Annotated in this window: 9 protein-coding genes; 4 read left to right on the forward strand and 5 right to left on the reverse strand. The window is 63.9% G+C overall.

Annotated elements, in window-relative coordinates:
• Window positions 1-75 precede the first annotated feature (75 nt).
• Complete coding sequence (locus ACQ5ID_RS04765) at window positions 76-1,266, forward strand: acyl-CoA dehydrogenase (RefSeq protein ID WP_429911320.1); 1,191 nt, start codon at window positions 76-78, stop codon at window positions 1,264-1,266.
• Window positions 1,267-1,279: 13 nt separating this feature from the next.
• Here ACQ5ID_RS04765 and ACQ5ID_RS04770 read toward each other — a convergent pair whose 3' ends face one another.
• Both ACQ5ID_RS04770 and ACQ5ID_RS04775 read right to left on the reverse strand, forming a co-directional pair.
• The gene (locus ACQ5ID_RS04770) at window positions 1,280-7,624 is read right to left on the reverse strand and encodes an autotransporter domain-containing protein (protein ID WP_429911321.1); all 6,345 of its coding nucleotides are present in this window, start codon (window positions 7,622-7,624) and stop codon (window positions 1,280-1,282) included.
• Window positions 7,625-8,013: 389 nt separating this feature from the next.
• Window positions 8,014-8,532 carry a hypothetical protein gene (locus ACQ5ID_RS04775; RefSeq protein WP_429911322.1) on the reverse strand — a complete coding sequence of 173 codons (519 nt, stop codon included), beginning with the start codon at window positions 8,530-8,532 and terminating at the stop codon, window positions 8,014-8,016.
• A gap of 167 nt (window positions 8,533-8,699) precedes the next feature.
• On the opposite strand from ACQ5ID_RS04775, the gene ACQ5ID_RS04780 reads away from it, so the two are divergent.
• Together ACQ5ID_RS04780 and ACQ5ID_RS04785 are read left to right on the forward strand one after the other, a co-directional pair.
• Complete coding sequence (locus tag ACQ5ID_RS04780; RefSeq protein ID WP_429911323.1) at window positions 8,700-9,494, forward strand: hypothetical protein; 795 nt, start codon at window positions 8,700-8,702, stop codon at window positions 9,492-9,494.
• Window positions 9,495-9,546: 52 nt separating this feature from the next.
• Window positions 9,547-9,936, forward strand: a complete 390-nt coding sequence (locus ACQ5ID_RS04785) for a hypothetical protein (RefSeq protein WP_429911324.1) — start codon at window positions 9,547-9,549, stop codon at window positions 9,934-9,936.
• A gap of 100 nt (window positions 9,937-10,036) precedes the next feature.
• On the opposite strand, the gene ACQ5ID_RS04790 is transcribed toward ACQ5ID_RS04785, so the two are convergent.
• The 3 genes from ACQ5ID_RS04790 to ACQ5ID_RS04800 form a co-directional block, all read right to left on the reverse strand.
• Window positions 10,037-10,654, reverse strand: a complete 618-nt coding sequence (locus ACQ5ID_RS04790) for a hypothetical protein (RefSeq protein WP_429911325.1) — start codon at window positions 10,652-10,654, stop codon at window positions 10,037-10,039.
• Between the two features lie 81 nt (window positions 10,655-10,735).
• The gene (locus ACQ5ID_RS04795) at window positions 10,736-11,398 is read right to left on the reverse strand and encodes a hypothetical protein (RefSeq protein ID WP_429911326.1); all 663 of its coding nucleotides are present in this window, start codon (window positions 11,396-11,398) and stop codon (window positions 10,736-10,738) included.
• Between the two features lie 70 nt (window positions 11,399-11,468).
• Complete coding sequence (locus ACQ5ID_RS04800) at window positions 11,469-16,835, reverse strand: hypothetical protein (protein ID WP_429911327.1); 5,367 nt, start codon at window positions 16,833-16,835, stop codon at window positions 11,469-11,471.
• Between the two features lie 150 nt (window positions 16,836-16,985).
• Between ACQ5ID_RS04800 and ACQ5ID_RS04805 the strand changes: the two genes are divergently transcribed.
• On the forward strand, window positions 16,986-19,283 hold the full coding sequence (locus tag ACQ5ID_RS04805; protein WP_429911328.1) for a hypothetical protein: 2,298 nt from the start codon (window positions 16,986-16,988) through the stop codon (window positions 19,281-19,283).
• Window positions 19,284-19,318 lie beyond the last annotated feature (35 nt).

Raw genomic sequence — 19,318 nt, forward strand, 5'->3', positions numbered from 1 at the left:
TATAGTCTTATATCATTTAAATCGCAGCGCCCGCCACGGCGCAAGCCCCCACCCTGCTTTAAAAGGTCTTCTGATATGGCTGATGGCACCAATTCCTCACCGCGCACATTCCGTTGGGACGATCCGCTCGGCATGGACGAGCGCCTGACCGACGAGGAGCGCATGGTGCGCGATGCCGCGCGCGGTTATGCCCACGAGGCTTTGCTGCCGCGTGTGGTCGAGGCCTTCGAGACGGGCAGTTTCGACCGCGCCATCATGCATGAAATGGGTGAGATGGGCTTTCTCGGCGCGATGCTGCCCGAAGCCTATGGCGGCGCTGAAGCCAGCCATGTCGCCTATGGACTGATCGCGCGTGAGATCGAGGCGGTGGATTCAGGCTATCGCTCGGCCATGAGCGTGCAGTCATCGCTCGCCATGTACCCGATTTATGCGTTCGGCTCCGATGAGCAGAAGATGAAATTCCTGCCGAAAATGGCCACCGGGGAGCTGGTGGGCTGCTTTGGCCTGACCGAAGCCGATGGCGGGTCTGATCCTGCCTCTATGAAGACGAAAGCCGTGGCGGTGGAAGGCGGCTACCGGCTGAACGGCTCGAAATACTGGATCACCAACAGCCCTGTATCCGATCTCGCCATCGTCTGGGCGAAGCTGGACGACACGATCCGCGGCTTCATCGTGGAGCGCGACTTTGCCGGCTTCACCGCCAACAAGATCACCGACAAGCTGTCCTTGCGCGCATCCATCACCGGCGATATCGGGCTGGATGATGTCTTCGTGCCGGAGGCCAATATCCTTCCCGGTGTGAAGGGGCTGCGTGGGCCGTTCTCCTGCCTCAACAAGGCGCGCTACGGCATTGCATGGGGCGCGATGGGCGCGGCAGAATTCTGCTTCCAGGCGGCACGTGACTATACCGGCGAGCGCATGCTCTTTGGCCGCGCTCTCTCCTCGCGTCAGCTCGTCCAAAAAAAGCTCGCTGACATGCAGACCGAGATCTATCTGGGCCTTGAAGGCGCGCTAGCGCTGGGTCGGCAGCTCGATGGAGGCGCCTGGGTGCCCGAAACCATTTCCATGATGAAGCGCAATAATTGCGGCAAGGCGCTCGCCATCGCCCGCGAGGCGCGCGACATGCATGGCGGCGCCGGGATTACCGGCGAAATGCACGTCATGCGCCATGTGATGAATCTCGAAACCGTCAATACCTATGAAGGCGCGCACGATGTGCATGCCCTCATACTGGGCCGTGCGATCACCGGACACAGCGCCTTCTGACTGTTGTAAGCCGCTAGAACGCCCATCTGGCGCGGAACTCGGCTCCGTGATTGCGGGCGTTCGAGCCGATCTCGCCCGCATAGCCCAGCTCAAGGCTGATACGGCTTGCCGGTTCGATCATAATGCCCGCCTCGATGGCGGCTGCGTCCCGGTCGATGCCATTGCCCTCAAAGAAGACCGGTGCACCGGACAGATTGCCGGAGACGAACTGGCGATGTCCGCTGAATACGCGACGCCAGCCGAGCGAGCCTTCAAGGTGGATGGCCGTATCGCCTGCCTGCCAATCCTGACTGAAACGGCTGCCAAGTGTGCCTTGCGTCATCTGGCGGGTTTCGCCGTCAAGGGCGAGCGCGGAAACACCGCCCGCCTCGGCAAAGCTTCCCGTATCAAGACGCACATGAGCGAGCGTCAGGAAGGGTTCAAAACCGGCCGGCCCGGCAAGGCTGACCTCGCCAAAGACCTGCATCGTGTCAGCGCTGTGGCTGGCGCTGACATGCTCGTTGATGCCGGGGAAGCTGACCAGCCGGTTGGTGGACAGATCATGCCAGCCATAAATCGCGCCGGCGCTGACCCCAAAGCCGCCGAACTGGCCGCCGCCATAGACGCCGAGCGAACGGCTTTCGCTGGTCCCGCTGGCATGGCCTCCGCCCAGGCTGAAGCTGCTCTCACCGAATGCGGCGATGACACCGATACGCGCGGTATCGTGCACAGGCGTATCCAGCCCCAGCATCACGCCGGACGTGTCAGCCGAAGCGCGTGACACGCCGGTGCGGGCATCCATTTGCGCGCCGCCGAAATGTCCGCTGATCCAGGCAGATCCGGTCTCTTCGCTACGGGCAGCGGCGAGGCGCGAGGTAACGGCCCGGCGGGAATGGATGGTGTCATCCATCACCAGCTGGCGGTGGGTGGCGTGAAGCTCGCCATTGAGCGCCTCGAAGGCGAGCGGAGCGGCGGCTTCCTCCAGCAGTACAAGGGCTTCCCAGACCGGATTGCCGATACCCAGACTGTCAGCGGCATTGGCGACCGAGCGCTGATTATTGGTCTGCGCGAACTGGGCGAAGTCCAGAATGTTGCGTTCCAGCTGCAAGGTCAGGGTTCCCCCCGTCAGCGACAGGTTCGGGGTCAGGAAGGCAAAATTACTGGCGATTGCGTCGAACTCGCCGGTAATGCCGCCGTCCGCAGAAAGGATCGTGTAGCTGATACTGGCGGCAAACCCGCTATCGGTGCCCACCACGAGAACCGAGCCGCCATTGATCGTCACCGCGCCGGAGACGGCGATGAGATCAGACTGCCCGTTCGGCAGGGCCGTTGCCTCATAGACCGAACCGCTCTCGAAGATGAGATCGCCATCGATATTGAGCGTGCCGACCGAATTGCCCGGCGCGATGGTAGAGCCGGAGAGCAGCCGGGTGGAGCCCAGCGTGCCAAAGCCGCGCAATACACCGCCATCAGCCACCTCGATCGTGCCGCCCAACACGCCGTTCATCAGCACATTACCGGTAATGATGGTGTTGCCTGTAAAGGCCGAGCCATTGCCGGCGAAGATAAGCGTGCCCGCCCCGGTGAGACCCAGATCACCCCCGCCGGTCACAAGGCCTGCATGGGTGGCCGTGCCTGACCGCACCTGCAGCTCGTTCGTGCCGGAGAAGGTCAGGGTGTTGGATACGGTGATGCCGTCACCATAAGCGATGTTGGAGTTGTTGAGCGTAATCGCGCCCGTGCCAGCGCTGTCATCGGCAATCAGCACGAGCTGCGAGCCGAAGACCTGGGTGCCACTGGCATAGCTGTTGCCAGCGCCAAGCGTGAACTCGGCTCCGCCGGTAAAGCGGAAGAGGCCATTGCCGGACAGTGCCTGATCCAGTGTCGCATCGTCCGCCTGATCGAACACCACCACGCCATCATTGGCGATATCGCCAATGATCGAGCGGGTGGAGCCGATGAGCGTGCCGCTGCGCACCTCGGTCCCGCCGGTATAGCTGTTGGTACCGGTCAGGATCAGCGTGCCGAGATCGGTCTTGACCAGAGCCGCATCGCCGGAGAGGTCCGAGCCGATGGTGGCGGTGAAGGCTGCGCCCGCGCCAGTGCCGTTCCCGACCCGAAAGATGGCATCGCCATCGCCATTGCCGGCAAGCGTTATGCCATCGCCGTCAATGAGATAGCCATCGACCGCGAACTGCGCCCCGGCAATCTCGATTGCGCCCTCGCTGTCATCGGCCGTGACATGGCCGGCCGCGCCGGAGAACACGATGAAGCCGGGCGTCGGCCGGGAGGGGCCGGAGACCAGACCATCGGCATCGGTGAAGGTGAAGGAGTTCGCGCTCCACACACCGTCCCCGCCATCAATCACGCCATTAAGCGCATTGGCAGGATCATCCCCGTCCCAGAACAGGAGATCGACGCCGATATTGGAGACGAGGTTCACCTCGCCCGCCACGCTCGTCTGGAGCTGCAACTCGCCCGGCAAGACGCCCGGTGCCGCACCAATCGCAAAGCCGTTATCGGTCAGCGATCCGCCATAGGTGAAGAGTCCATAAAGGCCGGGGCCGAACCCTCCCATATCGATCACGTCCAGCGTGCCATCCAGCGTCAGATCGCCGCCGACGGCGAACAGCTCGCCATCGCCCGGCGCACCAAGGGCCGCGATCACCTGTGCGCCTGCGGTCAATCCCAGATCGCCCGTAATGGTGAGGGTGGAACCCGACACACCAACAAGCGTGCCGCCGCCAGCGACCAGAACATCCCCGCCGACCGTGCCGCTGCCTGTGAGGAAGCCCGACCCATCCACGCCCAGCTCCACCCCGCCCGAACCCAGCGTGCCGTCGACAGACAGCGCGCCGCCGCCTACCAGGACGCCGCCGGCGAATCCGGCGCTGTTCCCGGTCAGGTGCGTCAGCCCCTCCGCGTGGAGGATAAAGGCCTGACCGAGCGGATCGCTGGAGATATCGGCGTCAAAAAACAGCCCGCAGCAATTGGTGTGATTGAACACCAGCGCCCCGGTGCCGGCACCGAAGGTCACCGACGGGGTGTTGAGAATGCCCGCGCCAGACGGCGCAACGCCATCGGAGCCTATATACAACATGCCGGTCGAACTTGCGTTGTTCGCGATTATCACCTCATCGGCGCTTACTTCACCGCCCTCGGAAAGGGTCAGCGTGCCTTCCCCGGAGTTCCCGACATACAGATTGCTATTGATCCAGCCGGACCCTGAACCGGTGACGGCCGCAGCTCCCGTGGAACCTGCCTGTTCGCCGATATAGCCGGTCGTGTTGCGCACCTCGCCGCCGCCCGCAATCGTCAGCGTGCCTGCGCCAAGCCGCCCGACGCTGAACAGGCCCGACATTGTCCAACTACTGTCTGCGCCGGTGACGGTCACATGCCCGTCGCCGTCCGGATAATAGCCAAGCCGGCCCGTCCCGCTGTTCACTGTCCCGCCATCGGCAATGGTCAGATATCCGGTATCGAAGTCACCCACATCCAGATAGTTGGTTGTGGTCCAGCTTGAACCTGTTCCGGTCACGGTCGCGCTACCGCTCGACCCTGCCTGCGCTGCCACGATGGCGTTCACGCTCGTCAGACTGCCGCCATTGGAAACGGTCAGCGTGCCTGCGCCAAACCGGCCAATGCGAAGTGCCCCGGTATTGTTCCAGCTGGAGCCCGTTCCGGAGATCGTCACCGTCCCGCTGGACCCGGCCTCCGCGCCCACAAGGCCGCCATTGCTGTTGACCACACCGCCGTTCGCAATGGTGAGCGTGCCGGTGCCGCTGCTGCCGATGCGCAGCTCGGATGAATTGGTCCATATGCTGCCTGCGCCGGTGACAATGGCTGAGCCATTGCTGGTTGCGGCACCGGCGATAGCGGCGGAGGTATTGCTGACCATACCGCCAGCTTCGATGGACAGTGTGCCGGTGCCGCTGGCCCCAACAGTCAGGGCGCCAGTGTTCGTCCAGCTGCTGCCTGCACCGGCGACGGTGACGGTCCCGGTGGCGCCACTGGAATCGCCAATCCGGCCGATCCGGTTTGCCACCGATCCACCATTGATGATGTTCAGTGCGCCGTTATCCCCATTCAGGCGGCCTACATGGAAATCCTGGTCAGCCGCCAGCGCCACCGAGCCGCCATCAAAGGTCAGCGTGCCGGCCGAGACCGTCGTCTCGCCGGTCCATGTATTGGCTGCGGTGAGGATCAGCTCGCCATCGCCAATCTTCTCGAACGGGCGCGGGCCATTGTCTTGGGAGATCACGCCGGACTGGGTGGCCGATCCGGTGAGCACCTGGAATTGTGTGGTGTCAGAATCAATGACGATGGAGTTGGCGATATCCACGCCGTCGGCATAATCGACCACTGATCCTGTAGTGGTCAGCGTCGACCCGCCCAGCGCATTACTGTGCCCGAGCGTGAGTGTGCCGCCTTCCAGCAGCGTGCTGCCTGTATAGGTGTTGTTGCCTGAAAGGGTGAAATGACCGCCACCATTAAAGGTCAGTCCGCCAGCTCCGGACAAGACGCCGGCCATGATGTGCGTGCCGGCCGAGTCGATCGTGGTGCTCTGGTTCAGGACCAGAGTTGAATTCTCACTCATGTTCAACCCGCCAAGGGTGAGGGCATGATTGGCCGTCACAGCGCCGTCATTGGTCAGGGTGAGGGCATTGCCGGAGGGCAGGGCATTGGCATGGGCCAGGGTGAGGCTGCCGCCTGACACACTCAGCCCGCCGCTGAACGTGTTGTTGCCGCCCAGCGTGATGTTGCCGCCGGTGATATTGATGCTGGCAGCGTTAGAGCTGAAAATTTCAGCGTTAACAACCAACTCACCGCCCGTGAGTGTTAACACGCGGGGGGCCATCAAGTTGATGAAGCCAGCTAGCGAGGCGCTTTCACTGGCGGCGGTCTGCAGGGTGAAATCGCCGTCAGCATTTATTGTCGAGAACGCGGAAACGCCGTCACCAAGCTCGATTATACTGCCCGAGTTGGCAAAAATGCTGCTGAACAATGCCCCCTCGGCCCTCAGACGGCTGTTATCGCTGAGGTCCAGATCGAGGTCCGCGCTGATCGCGCCCGTTATGGTAACGCCCGCCCCTCCATTTACGCGCACAAAACCCAAGCCGCTCATATCGCCGTTCAGCGTCAGCGCGTGAGTGGTGGCGTCTATCGTCAGAAAAGCAGCAAAGGGTTCCCCGCCCGGACGGGCCAGCACAATGTCATTATCAAGCGTGCGCGGCCCGCCGGTGGCCGTAAGCGTCGGCCGGCCCAGTTGAGTTGCGCCTGTAACGGTCAGCGTGCTCGTGCCAAGCGCACTGTCTGATCCCAGCGCAATCGTGCCACCGTCAAAGAAGGTGTCGCCGGTATAGGTGTTGTTGCCCGCCAGGATCGTGCGCCCCGACAGGATACGCACCGTGCCATTGCCGGAAATGTCAGCATCCAGCTCCAGATCATTGCTGGTATGGTTGAAGACGATAGTGCCGGTGCCTGGGCCGAATGCGATGGTGGGGGTGTCCAGCGTGCCCGCCGCCACCGCAGCATCACCCGCCGCTGCGCCGAAATTGAGTGTACCAGTGCCAGCGGCAAACATGCCGATATTTACACCTGTGGCGCTAACCTCACCGCCATCGGCAATGGTCAGGGCACCAGTGCCAAACAGGCCAATGCGGAGCGCGTCGGTATTGATCCATTGGCTGCCGGCGCCTGTGACGAGCACGCTGCTGCTGACCGCCGGTGTATCCACACCAATCTCGCCGCGCACGTTTTGAACCAGGCCGCCATCGGAAATGGTCATATTGGCAGAACCTGAACCGCCAACCATCAGAGTGCTGGTGCTGATCCACTCGCTGCCCGCACCGTTCACCGTTACGACGGCGCTTGAACCGGCTTCGTAGGCGATATAGCCGATACCCGAGTGCACCGAACCGCCATCCAGAATGGTCAGCGCCCCGGCGCCAAGACCGCCGATCCGTATCTCTCCGGGATTGTTCCATCTGCTGCCTGCACCGGTCACGGTCACCGCGCCTGTGCTGCCCGCCCTGAATGCCACAAAGCCGGACGTGCTGTTGACTACCGCCCCGTCGGAGATGGTCAGCGTGCTGTCACCGAAATTGCCCACGGTCAAAGAATTGCCGATATTCCACGGATCGGGCCGGTCGCCGGGAACAACGACATCTTCGTCCTCGATGATGTGTTGAGCGAATGCCTGCTGCGGCATCGCGGCAGCCAGCGCCGCCGCACCGGCCAGCATGGTCGCACTCATCAGGGTTGCGCGCAGGCCATTACCGATGGCGCGCTGGTGTATGCGTCCGCAAGTCTGGATATCAGACGCAAAAAGATCACCATTGCGGTTCGCGCCGCAAGCACCGGCTTTAACATAAGTCATTGATACTTTGTCCCGAAACCTGACGGCCGACGGGCCGCACCCCCCAAAAAAGCCCGTCTGGCGTCCGTCCGGACAAGGCTCGCAATTACGCCTAATGGTAACCGGGGGGGCAGGGGGGGCAACCCAAAAACGTACCCGTTATGGAGGTAATGCATACAGGAAACACGCAGGCATTGCTGAAACCAGTAGTCATGAGAGAACAGGGCGGGCGCGGTCAGCTTTCTGGCCCGCGTTGTTCGCCTGTCAGATATCTCACTCTGGAGTAGACGAAGGACTCAAAAGGATGCCTGTTCCTCGTCAGTCATCAACCCGCCAACCAAGGCCGCCTCCCAAAAGGCAGTCTTGAATCGCGTTTCCGGCATTGTGGAAATCCGCTTCGCCAACACGGCCTAGTCTTCCCGGGAGGGGGTCACGTCGAACTCCACGACGAGCGAGACGGTGTTGCTCTCGTCGGGTTCGCGGAACATGGATGCCCGATAGGCAAGCTCGCCTTCATAACGCCCGACCAGCCGGGCCGTACCGCCATCAAGGTTGACCGTCTCCAGAACAAGGCCGTCTTGCGCATTTTCATCGGTGAAGTGCGGCGTCATCCGGGCTTCGGGGAAGTACATGGCCTCGGCATCGATGATCTCGCCATCCATCAGTGTGAAGGTGATCGAGACACTGCCCTCAACCTCGTACCGGGTATTGCGGTGCGCCTGAACGGTGACGGTATGGAAGCCGGGCGAGAGCTCACTGAAATTGACGGTCTTGCCATCCTCGCCCTGCAGGACATGCCACTGCCTGGCCTCGCCATCGAGCGAGCCGCTGACCTCGTCGGCAAAGGCGGTGCCGGTTGTCAGCACCAGGCTGCCCAAGAGAGCTACAAATCCGGTTCTGGCCGACGGCAATGAAACCTGTTTGGACATTGATCTCTCCTCGGTACGGTCGTGCAGCGGAATCTCCCGATTCCTGATGTTGCGACGATCATTGAGCGGAAGGACGCCAGCTAGACCCGTCCGGGTCTGGCGCGCACGCGGCGGACCGCGCTTTGCTGGCAAGCAGTCTCCCCATCCTCGCTATGGAGAAATTTGCCATGATCCGGCTCAACCTGATCGCCGCGCCTGCACTCACACTGGCGGCCCTCGTCCTCGTCCCTGCCATCGCGGCAGCGCAATCAGGGCCCTGGCAGCATGCCAGAGAGCCCCGCGACCGCAGTTTGAGCTGTGAGGCGCTGGAAGGTGAGATCAGCGAGATCGATCGCTGGCGGGCGGACCATCGCGGCGGCGCGCAGGGATCGGGGGTTGACGCCCGGCAGGGCGCAGCAGCGGCCGAAGTGGCCGCGCGCCGCTCCGGCAACCGGCAGGCCAGCGGCATGATGCGCGACGCCCAGCGTCTGTTCGGCGGCAACCAGCAGCGCAATCGTCAAGCCCGCAATCAGGGCCCCGACCCGGACCGTATTGCCTCCGACCGGCGTGATCACCTGATGGGGCTCTACGAGCGCAATAGCTGCGCGCAAGCGCTGGGCGATATCGACGTGGCGGGATCAGGCCCGTGGCTTGCGGCCAGCCTGCCGCGTGACCCGGCGCTAAGCTGCGACGCGCTGGAAACCGAGATCGGCGATATCGACGCGTTCATCGCCCAGGAAACCGGCATCAGCCCCTCTGGCGTGGATGTCGATGCAGACCAGCTTCTTGATGCCGGTCAGTCGGCGGCCCGTCACACCCGCAATTACGAGACCAGCGGCATACTGGGCGATGCCCGGCGTGTATTGGGGGCAGGGGAGTCTGCCCAGCGTCACCCGCAGGCCGATGAGAACTGGCGCGTCAGCACCGCCTATGACCGGCGCGATCATCTCATGAATTTGTTCGAACGCCGCGATTGCTGGTAGTTCTTTATCCTGTCCGCCGCATGGCGGCACCGAGCAACTGAAGGATACTCTCATGCCTCTTACCGCCCTTGCCCTGCTGATGATGGCCACGCCTGCTGCTGCCGAACCCGGAACGGGGACGCTCTGGCTGGACGGCGAAGCCTATGCGATGGAGGTGACCAGCTGCGGTCAGGATTCGGAGACTGCCAACGCCACCGTCAGGCGCGAGGAGGGTTCGGGTGTCTCTGTGATGCTGCAACGCTGGCCCGGCATGCACGCCCTGTCCGTAGTGTACGACAATGGCCAGTGGGTGCATCGTGGGCCCGAAGACAGCGAGGATGCGCCCCGATTGCGGCGCTGGGTGGAAGACGGCGTACTCAATGCCTCGGGCACCGTTGCGATGTTCCCGCCGATCCGCGAAGAGACCATGGAAGTTCGCTTTGAAGGGCGCTGCCCCGGCTAGGGCCTGTCCTCATAAAGGGTTCGGTCCTTCCATCGGGCCTGCTCCTGATACTGAACGATTTTCGCGCATATCACGCTCCAAATCCTGATTGGGTATGGCCCTAGGGTCCGGACGGGGCGTCCGCCGGCGTCAGGTCGATATAAGGCGCGTGCGCCTCAAAGCCGTCTCTCGTTGCCCGAAACGGCGCCGAGCCCGCCCCGTCTTCGCCGGACACGCCCTGGCCAAATATGATTTGGTAAATCTGGCCGGTAGGCTGGGGCAGTGTGAACGGACGTTCCTGAGCAAAATGAACGCGTGCGCCGCGCTCTTCAACCGGCCCCTCATAGCCTGCCCTGACGCCAATATAGGCCCGTGAATAGACCTCCGGATCCCAGTCAATCACATAGCGCTCGGTGGTTTCAGCCGTGAAGTCTATCGGCTCGCGTACTTCGCGGAACGGCTCGGCATCGCCGTCGCCTTCAAACCGGATGGCATAAACGGTCAAATTTTCCGGCGGGACGTCGCTGAGATGCAGATAGCTCAGCCGGGAGGCCGACATCAGCCGCGATGAACCGGCCCGCACCTCATAGCGGGAGGCGTTCACATTCTCCCAGCTAATCTCGATGAAGGCTTGTGGCGTAAGGCTTGCGCCGGGCGAGCGGGCCTGCGCTGTTCCCGCGACAAGGCAGGCTGCGATCACGCTTATTTGCAGGCTCGTCTGTATGCGCAGGTGGTTCATCAAGGTCTCCTGTCCGGGAAGAATTCAGCAAAGAGCCCGCCCTGGAAGGGCCGGGACTGGGGTGTGCAATTGGGCTGGCGGCTACATATGCTCTTCAGTCGCGAGGGCCGAGAAATCGAGATTGATCTGCGGGCAGAAGGTTTCGCCCATCACCCGCGCCTGGGAGTTCACGCGATCGCCGCGCTCGTCGATGTCATAGACATGGAGGCACGCCTCACCGGACACGCTGCCTGAAATCTCGATGCCTTCCTCGCTCCAGTTGAATGTGTCGATGGACACCGCCGGCTGGGAGGACATGGTCTGGTATTGCAGCGCCGGAGACGGCACGCGGCTCGGCCAAGTTTCAATAAAGGTAACGGAAGACCGCACGATATTGTCCGCAGATATGGCATCCCGGCCGTCCTGGGTGAACTCGAATACGAGGTCCAGCTGGACGGCGTTGTCGCCATAATAGCCCGTCGGGCTGTTGCGGATGCTCTCATTCCGACCAATGGACAGAATCTTGATCTGCAAGGCGAGATTCGATCCTTGCATTGCGACCGTGTAATGCGCGCCATCGAACAGGTCGGCATTGGGCGGATTGGGCATCGGGATGCTGCCCTCATAGGCCGTGTCCCCGATCGTGCCGGTAACCGAGCCGGTTCTGGTCACGCCCTGGGACTGGGCGCTGGCGGCGCCGGCGAACATGCAAAGCGCCAGCGCAGCAGCACTGATAGCCGGGGTTTGAAGGACGTTTTTTGCCACTACTGAAATCTCCTGATTGGGTTGTTCTGGGCGATCTGGGGCACGGTGGCCCGTGTGAGCGGTGTCCGGCTCAGAGCGTTATGACGGTTTCGGAATCGGGCTCGATGACGAGCTCGCGGTCTTCCTGGCCATCGATCTGCAGGGTGTAGCGGCCAGCCTCCAGCTCCACCGGGTCTTCGTCGACGCGTCCGCGCGCGACCATGGCGCCTGATGTGTCCCGCACGGTGAATTCGGCGGCTACCGAACGGGCCAGGGCCTGCGACAGGCCATCTCCGTCGCGGGTGTCGAAATACACACCGCCGCCCATCTCGGCGAGCCGCTCGAACTCGTCGCGCAAGCCAGCCTGATCGATATGGAAGCCGACAATGTTGAGCCGTATCTCGACACCGGAATCCATCAGGCGTTCCAGCTCGGCCTCCACATTGCCATCACACGTCTCCTCGCCATCGGTGAGCATCACGACCAGCTGGCGCTGGCCTGCAAACGCTTCCAGATCGTCCGGCACGGCGGCCAGTGACGCTGCCAGCGGTGTGCGCGCCAGATTGATGGCCTCGATGCGCTGGACGGCGGCCAGCACGTTGGCGTGATTGCCTGCAGAGGGCGCTACCAGCAGCTCGGTCTCGCAGCTGCCCGGCTCGGTGTGGCCGAAGGCTCTGAGGGCCACCGGCACGCTGGAGGGAATGCGTTCCGCAATCACCTCATGGGCAATCGTGCGCGCCACATCAATGCGCCGCCCGCCGGTCATCCGCCGCAGCATGGAGCCTGACGCGTCGAAGATCATGTGCACAACAGATCCCGCGACTACCGGCTCATCGCCGCTGACGACTGACAACGAGCCCGGCTCGGGCGGGTCGGTCCAGCCGGTTTCGGCCGAGATCAGGAACTCGGTCGGCTGGCGGATCTCGTGCATGGCTGCTTCAAGATTGCGCAGCAGCGAGGCGGTACTGGCGCTGTAGCTGTAGCGGCCGCCCGTCGCCATCGCCCAGTTCATGATCAGGTCGCGCTCATGAAGAAGCTTGGCCGTGTCCGATGCGGCATCGCCCGGGTTCAAGCCGAGGGAGAATATCCGGGGACGGACGCGCTCCAGCATGGGCCAAAGCTCGGTTCTGTGCGGGGTGAACAGCTCGGCATCCGCGATCAGGATGATGGCGCGTTCTCCCTCGCGTCCATCGAGGCGGCGCGCAGCGACGAGCAGCCCGGTCTCTGCGTCGGATGTGGCGGCGTCGAGCATGAAGCGCCGTGATTCAATGTCCACACCGGCAAGCGCCTGGCTGAGCTGCACGCCGTGCTCGGCCCAGCCATCGATCAGGGGCGGAAAGCCGATCGGGACGATATTGGCGACCTCCTGCTCCGGGATCAGGCCGTCGGCGAACTCGGAGAAGGCCCGGAAAATGGCTGGCCGGTGGTTAATCAGACTGCCCGAGCCATCCCATACGATGAAGATGGACCGCACCGGCTCTTCCAGCTCGATCCGGTATTCACCGGGCGTCAGACCGATGGCCGTGCCGCGGCGGTGGTCCGCTTCGCGTTCCCACACGATTTCCGCCTCACCCTCCGGCCCGATCAGGCGGACCGCGGCGCGATCACTCACATTCTCGTTCAGCGCGATCTCAAGCGTGTTTTCGCCATCGGGTACCGTGACAGTGTAAGCGCGCACATCGCCCACAGCCTCCAGCCGCCCCCGGCGGCCATCGCCCAGCGGCAGGGGCGATGACGCGGACGAGGCGGTATCCACCTCGCCTTCGAAGGGTTGCGGTTCGGGTTCTTCCGGGCCGTCATGGGTGTACCAGCCCCAATGGCCGAGAATGGACCGGCTCGACTGAAGACCATCCGCCTCATAGGCGGCGATGTGCTCGGGCACGGTGAAGCGCCGGTCTGCGGCCTCAAACTCGAGGCGGATATAGCGCGCCAGCACTGGCTCATCGAATGCCAAACGGCCTTCGCCGCCGGATAGCTCAATCGCACCTTTCCGGGTCCACGGGCCCAGCGGGCTGGTTTCTGAGACGCTGACCGACACGCTTTGCGGGCCATTGGCCGCTTGCGCCTGTCCGGTGCGCCACTCCAGGGTTTCCAGCCGCGCCAGCCGTTGTTGATGGAAGCCCACCACGACATCGCGCGCCCGGATTTGTCGTTGCGCTTCCCTCTGATGATATGCAGGTGAGCCGTGCGCGCGCTGAAGGGCACCGTGCAGCAAGGAGCGTCCGGGCCGCTGGGCGCCGTCGGCCCAGACCACGTGCCCGCCAAGTTCAGGCTCCAGCAGATTGGGTTTGTGATCCTCTCGCGGCGTGCCCAGCGCCATGATGACGCCTGTCCCTGAAGGTCTGTTGGCGCGTTCACCGGCTCTCTGTGTCTGTCCCCAGTCACTCAGCGGCGTCACGCGCAGGTGGGTGGCGGTGACGGGCGCATCCAGCCTGAAAACCTGCTGGCCGTCGCCGACATCCAGCTCTGCAGTCATCAGAGGCTGAAAATCCCGGCCATCGGCGGAAGTCTCCACGCGGACCCGCCGCCAGCGCTGCTCTCCAGACAGAGATGAGGTCTGGTCGAACACGAGCGTGTGAATGTCTCCGCCGCCGCCTGCCAGCTCGATCACGGGCAAGGTCTCGCCCAGCGGTTCATACCAGCGAATGCCGGTATCGCCCCCCACCGTGTTGTTGATCAGGTGGAAAGCTCGTTCTCTCGGCGCCGTATCTGTGGTGAATCTCGCGCCGAGCGCATCCCAGGCCAGATTAACCAGTCCGACAAGGTTTTCGTCGATGCGGGCATGATGCGGGCCGGCCGGATCGGCACCCGGATCGGCCGCCAGGCGGAGTTCGGCGCTTGCGGTGCCCGCGCGCGCCCACAGCGCGATGGGTTCTCCCGCAGGAAGCCAGGCGGGCATGTCCACATCCACAGCGATCACGACGCTCTCGCCAGCCTCCAACGGGGCTTCAGGCAGGTCGTAGGCAAGGCGCGCATCGGCCCGGCTGGCGGCGATCTCGATATCGGGCATGGCCGGTTCATCACCGGTATTGGCGATTTCCAGCTCCGCTTCCATGCGCTGGCGCTCGGGCCGCCACGCGGCGAGCGTGCTGGCTCCGGAAAGCGATACCCGCCAGCTGTCATCCGGCTCACTCAAGGCCGGGTCGTCCACAATGATGACGGGCGCGCTTCCAATGCCGGCGGCATGGATCAGCCAGGCTTCGCCGGCGGGAACGGTTGCGCTTAAGGGGGCCGGGTCCCTGCCGCCGCCTTCTGATTGCACGGCGAGATCCGCGTCGAGCATCGCGAAATTCACCAATGTCCCGCCATCAACGCTGGCGGAGACTTCCCGGTCCTCATTCGCGACCGGAAGGGCGGTCCAGTGCGATGCGCCGCGCCGGACCAGCGTCTCGGCGTGCAGCGCCACCCGCCCGTCATGGGGCAGGGGCTGGGCGAGTGGTGCGCGGTCGGCAAGGATGGCCCCGTCCGGTGCCGACCAGGGCGCGCCGATATCCACCGTCAGCGCATATTCCAGCTCGCTCGGCGTACGCCCGCGCAGCGCGACATGGTAATCGCCGGCCGGCAACAGGCTGCTCATTGTGATGGACTCACCAGAAATGAACTCGCTCTCGCCGATCTGCCGCCCCTGATGGATGAGGCGCACCTGCGCGGCGGCGTCGGCGGGCGGGTCGACATGGACGCTGACCTGGCTCCACCCGTGCGTGGAGAAGGTGAACATGTCGACATCACCGCTATGGAAATTGCCCTGCATGCGCTCGCCAAGCGTCAGCACATTGGCCCTCAGGGCGTCGTCATTGGGTTCCACTTCCCAGCCGGGTTCGGGCTGGCCCATCGGAATGGCGCGCAACATGATGTCGGCGTCGGACTCCACCTCGACCAGATAGCGGCCGGGCAGGAGGGTAAGCCGGTCAAGGCGCATGCCGCCGGGCGAGGGACGCCCGGAGCTGTTGGAGGCGATAACGCGGCCAAACTCGGCCTCCCGCACATGGATGGCGCGCACCGCGTCGCCATTGACCTGCATGCGCCAGAGCTGCGGCAGTCCGCTGACAGGAAGTTCGAACCAGAACGACCGGCGGATATCGGTCTGCGCCCGGACCGGGCGTCGGGGCTCCATGGGCGCTGCCCAGTCGTCATGATCATTGGGCTGGCGCGCGAAGGTGGCGCCCGGCGCAGGGCCGGTCTCAAGCGATACGGCGTACTGGACAGTGCTTGACCTGGCCCGCGGCGCGCGCAGGCGCATGGCGTAATCGCCCGGACCCAGCTGCAGCGGGCCGAACGCGAAGCGCTCCGAACTGCTGCGGCGGCAGATGGGCTGGCGGTCGAAGTCCTGCAGGCAGGCAAGAATTTCCTCACCCGCCGGGTTCTCGATCACCAGTGTCTGGCTGCCTTCAGCGTGCGTGTCATCCAGCGCGAAGGCGAAGTAGTCATCATCGCGCGAACCGTCGAGAGCACCGGCGAAACCGTCCTCGGCCAGATTGGTCCAGTTGGCCTGTTCAAGCGTGTCATTGGGCTCGCGTTCTTCGCCCGGAGCAGCCACACCCAGCGGGGTCAGCGATACCGCGACAATACCCAGCTGCGCGTCCCTGCCTTGGGCTTCCAGTTCCAGCCGCGCGCCCGGCTCCAGCGCCACATTGCGCCAGTGCTGGCGCAGCGGGCCAGCCGTTACCGGTGCGCCCAGCCGGGCACCATCTGCATCGCTCAGCGTACCGGTCATGCGCGTGCCCAGCCCGCCAATCACGGATACCTGCCATAGCTGACCGTCTTCCTGATCGGCAGGCGCCTCCAGCGCAAACGTGCCGGTGCCGTCCTCGATCAGCACCACGCGCTCGTCGCCGGGCGGCACGATGATGGCCTCGTCCGCGTTGCGCTCGATCTGGCTTGCCGGGGTCAGCGCTGCGCGCCGTCCGCGCCGGAGCTGAACCTCGTAATCGCCGCCAGCGCCCGCTGCTGACATCCCGATCAGATAATCGCCGGGGGGCAGCAGAAGTTCGTCCTCGCCCACGACGGCCCGGCCGCGCGCTGTCTGCAGGCTCAGATGGGTCTGGGAGCCCGAAATCAGACGGTCAGAGCCTGAGTCCCCTGAAGGCAGTGCGCCAACCAGCCCGCCTTCTACGGCCGAGGCGACTGCTTCAGGGTCGTGATAGGACAGTTCGATAATGTCGAGGCGGACCAGGCCGCTTGTGGCAGCTGCCAGCTCGATGGACCAGAGATGGTCGGCATCCTCGTCCTCCACCGTCCACATCCAGGCATCCTGATCGCGCCCGGAGACCTCTCCGATGAGAACGGCGTGACCGGCAAAGTGGCGAGCCTGATCGGGGGTGTTGTTTGGCTCCTGCTCGAACAGGCGAGGAGGGGCCGAACCCGAAGCGTCGTAATCCTCGTCCGCGAATCCCGCTGCCGAGACGCTCAGTGCGGCGGCCGACAGAATGGCTGCGGAACGCAGGAACAGACGGGTCATGAACATCTCGAAAAGCCTCGCATGGCACCAGCACAATCGCGCGAACCACTATCGAGAGCCCCACCGGGAAGGTTAGCCCCGAACGGGTCTGCACGCGCCCTGCGCAGCGCCCGATCATGGCCCATCTGCACGACCGGAAAGGACCGCCCGATGCGCTTTCGAAATTTCGCAATTGCTGTTCAGGCCGCCCTGCTGGGCATCACCGCGCCGGCATTGGCCGAAGAGACGGCGATCTGCGAGATGCTGGACGGCTATACAGGTGAGCTGGTCGCGATCGCCGGTCATCTGCAGACCATGAGCAGCCTGGTCGACGGAACGCCGCTCGATGTCGAGATGGCGGTCGAGACCAATGATTTCATGGGCGAAGCTCTGGCGGAGTATGTGTCCTCGCAGATCGGATTTGCGCCCTATCAGGGCGCGATCAGAGGGGCGGGCGGCGTTCTGGCAAGCGGTTCCGGCAACGCGCTCGATCAGAGCCTGCTGCTGACGGCCATGCTCGAACATGCCGGCTACGATGCGCAGATCCTCTACATCGCCGAGCCAGATGCCGAACTCACGGCCCGGCTCGCCAGCGCGGCTCTGCACGGTACTCGCCGCACGCCGGCCTTTTCCGATCCGTCGCGCTTTGCCAGCGCTGTGGAGCAGTTTGCCGCTAGAAGCGGCATGCAGCATGAGCTTCCCGACCTTGCGGTGATGATTGACGCGCTGTCGTCCGATGCGGCGGAGCCAGTAAGTGCGCGGGTGCGGGCCGTCGCCGAGCGCCTGACGGACATGGAGGAGGGCGGCGCGCCCTTCAATCCGGGCGCCTACCACTGGGTGCGCTACCGGCTGGGCGCCGGCATGTCGTGGACTGAGGCACATCCGGCCCTCGGTGACGCAGCCCCTGAAGGCCTTTCGCCGGACGGCGCAATCACTGGCACCGTGCCTGAAGAGCTACTGCACTATGTCCGTATCGAGCTTCATGCGGAGCTGCTTGAGAGCGGCACCTTGAGGACCGTTCCGGTGATGGACGCGTGGCGCCAGCCCGTAGCAGCCCTGCTTGATGTGCCTGTAACGCTGGGGCTTAGCGTATCGCGTCCGGGAACGGGCAATGAAGCCGGTGCATCCGTTGTGCCTGTGCTCAATGGGCAGATCGCGCCGGGCGCTTCCCTCGTCACGCTGACAGGTACGATTCTCGATACCGGGGTGATGGAAATGGACCGCTACGGCATGGCGGGCGTGTTTTCCGCGTTGGGCGACCAGCTCCAGGAAGGGGCGCAGGTGGCCAGCGGCGGGCCGGCGGACCAGCCGGTGCGCGCCCTTACCGGCATGATACTCAAAGTAGTCTGGATGCGGCCTGACGGTACTGAGCGGGTTGAGGAGCGCTGGCTTCTGGACCGGCTTGTCAATCGCGGCGACACGGCAGGGCCGCCCCGGCTTGACCTGTCCATCACGCCGTCTGACGCCATGGATCAGCTGCAGTTCGTCCGCCAGTTCTTCATCGCGCCGGCCGGTCCGGGGGACGCCTATCTCATGCGGCGTTCGCTGGACGCTACGAGCAATCAGTTCGAGCAGGTCGCCGCCATTTTGCGTTCTTTTGATCCCGCTACGGGCGAGATTGATCCGGAAACAGGCAGCCTCCCGCGGACGCACACGCCGCTATTGCTTTCGCTGGCGACAGCGCTCGACCAGCCGCTGGATCTGCCGCAGGGACATGCCGTGTTCCGTCACGGCCCGCTTATCATCTCCCAGCACGCCACAGCGGGAAGCGATGGTGAGGCAACTGACTATATCGATATCCTCATGAACCCGTGGACGGGGATCAAAGCCGCAACGGACGGGCTGGAGTCCTGGCCGGGCGGCTCCGTTCTGCGGGGCGTGTTCGATACCGGTGTGGAAGTTGCCTTCGGGATCGAGGACGAGGCTGGCGACTATCTGGGCCTGCTGCTGGATTCGGAGACCCGCTTCATCCGCGATGCCGCCGGTCTGGCAGGCTGGCCGCAGGCCGCGCGTCTGGCCGCCGCCCATGATCTTGAGCAAGGTTTTGTTGTCGCTGCACCGGCGGCGATTGACAGGGACTTCCCGCGCTGGTGGCGGGTGGATGCGGAAGGTGGCGAAGTGCTCGGCCGCAGCGCGCTGGGAGGTCAGGTGGCGCTCGAGCGGGCAATAAAGGAGATGAAGATAGTTGCCGGCTTGATCTCGGATATGATGACTCTTCACGCCCTTTATCAATGTCTCGAGAGGTTTGGCGAAAACCAGGCGGCCGGGGCCTGCTGTATGGTCGTAACGGGCACAAGTGCTTTGGTCGGTAAAGGAATAGGCAGGGGGCTTAGAGGCGCAGGAGCCTATGCCGCTGATGTGGGTGTGTCCGCAGGGCAGGCGCTTCTCGGACTGGCTATTCTACACGGCATCACCGCCGGCACCCTTGAGGTTACCACCGCCGTTATCGACAACACGTTTTGCTCGTAGGTAGGCGCCGGAAGGTTCCGGCTGCCTCGTTCCCC

Source organism: Glycocaulis sp. (genome assembly GCF_050485565.1).
In the GTDB taxonomy this organism is placed as follows: domain Bacteria; phylum Pseudomonadota; class Alphaproteobacteria; order Caulobacterales; family Maricaulaceae; genus Glycocaulis.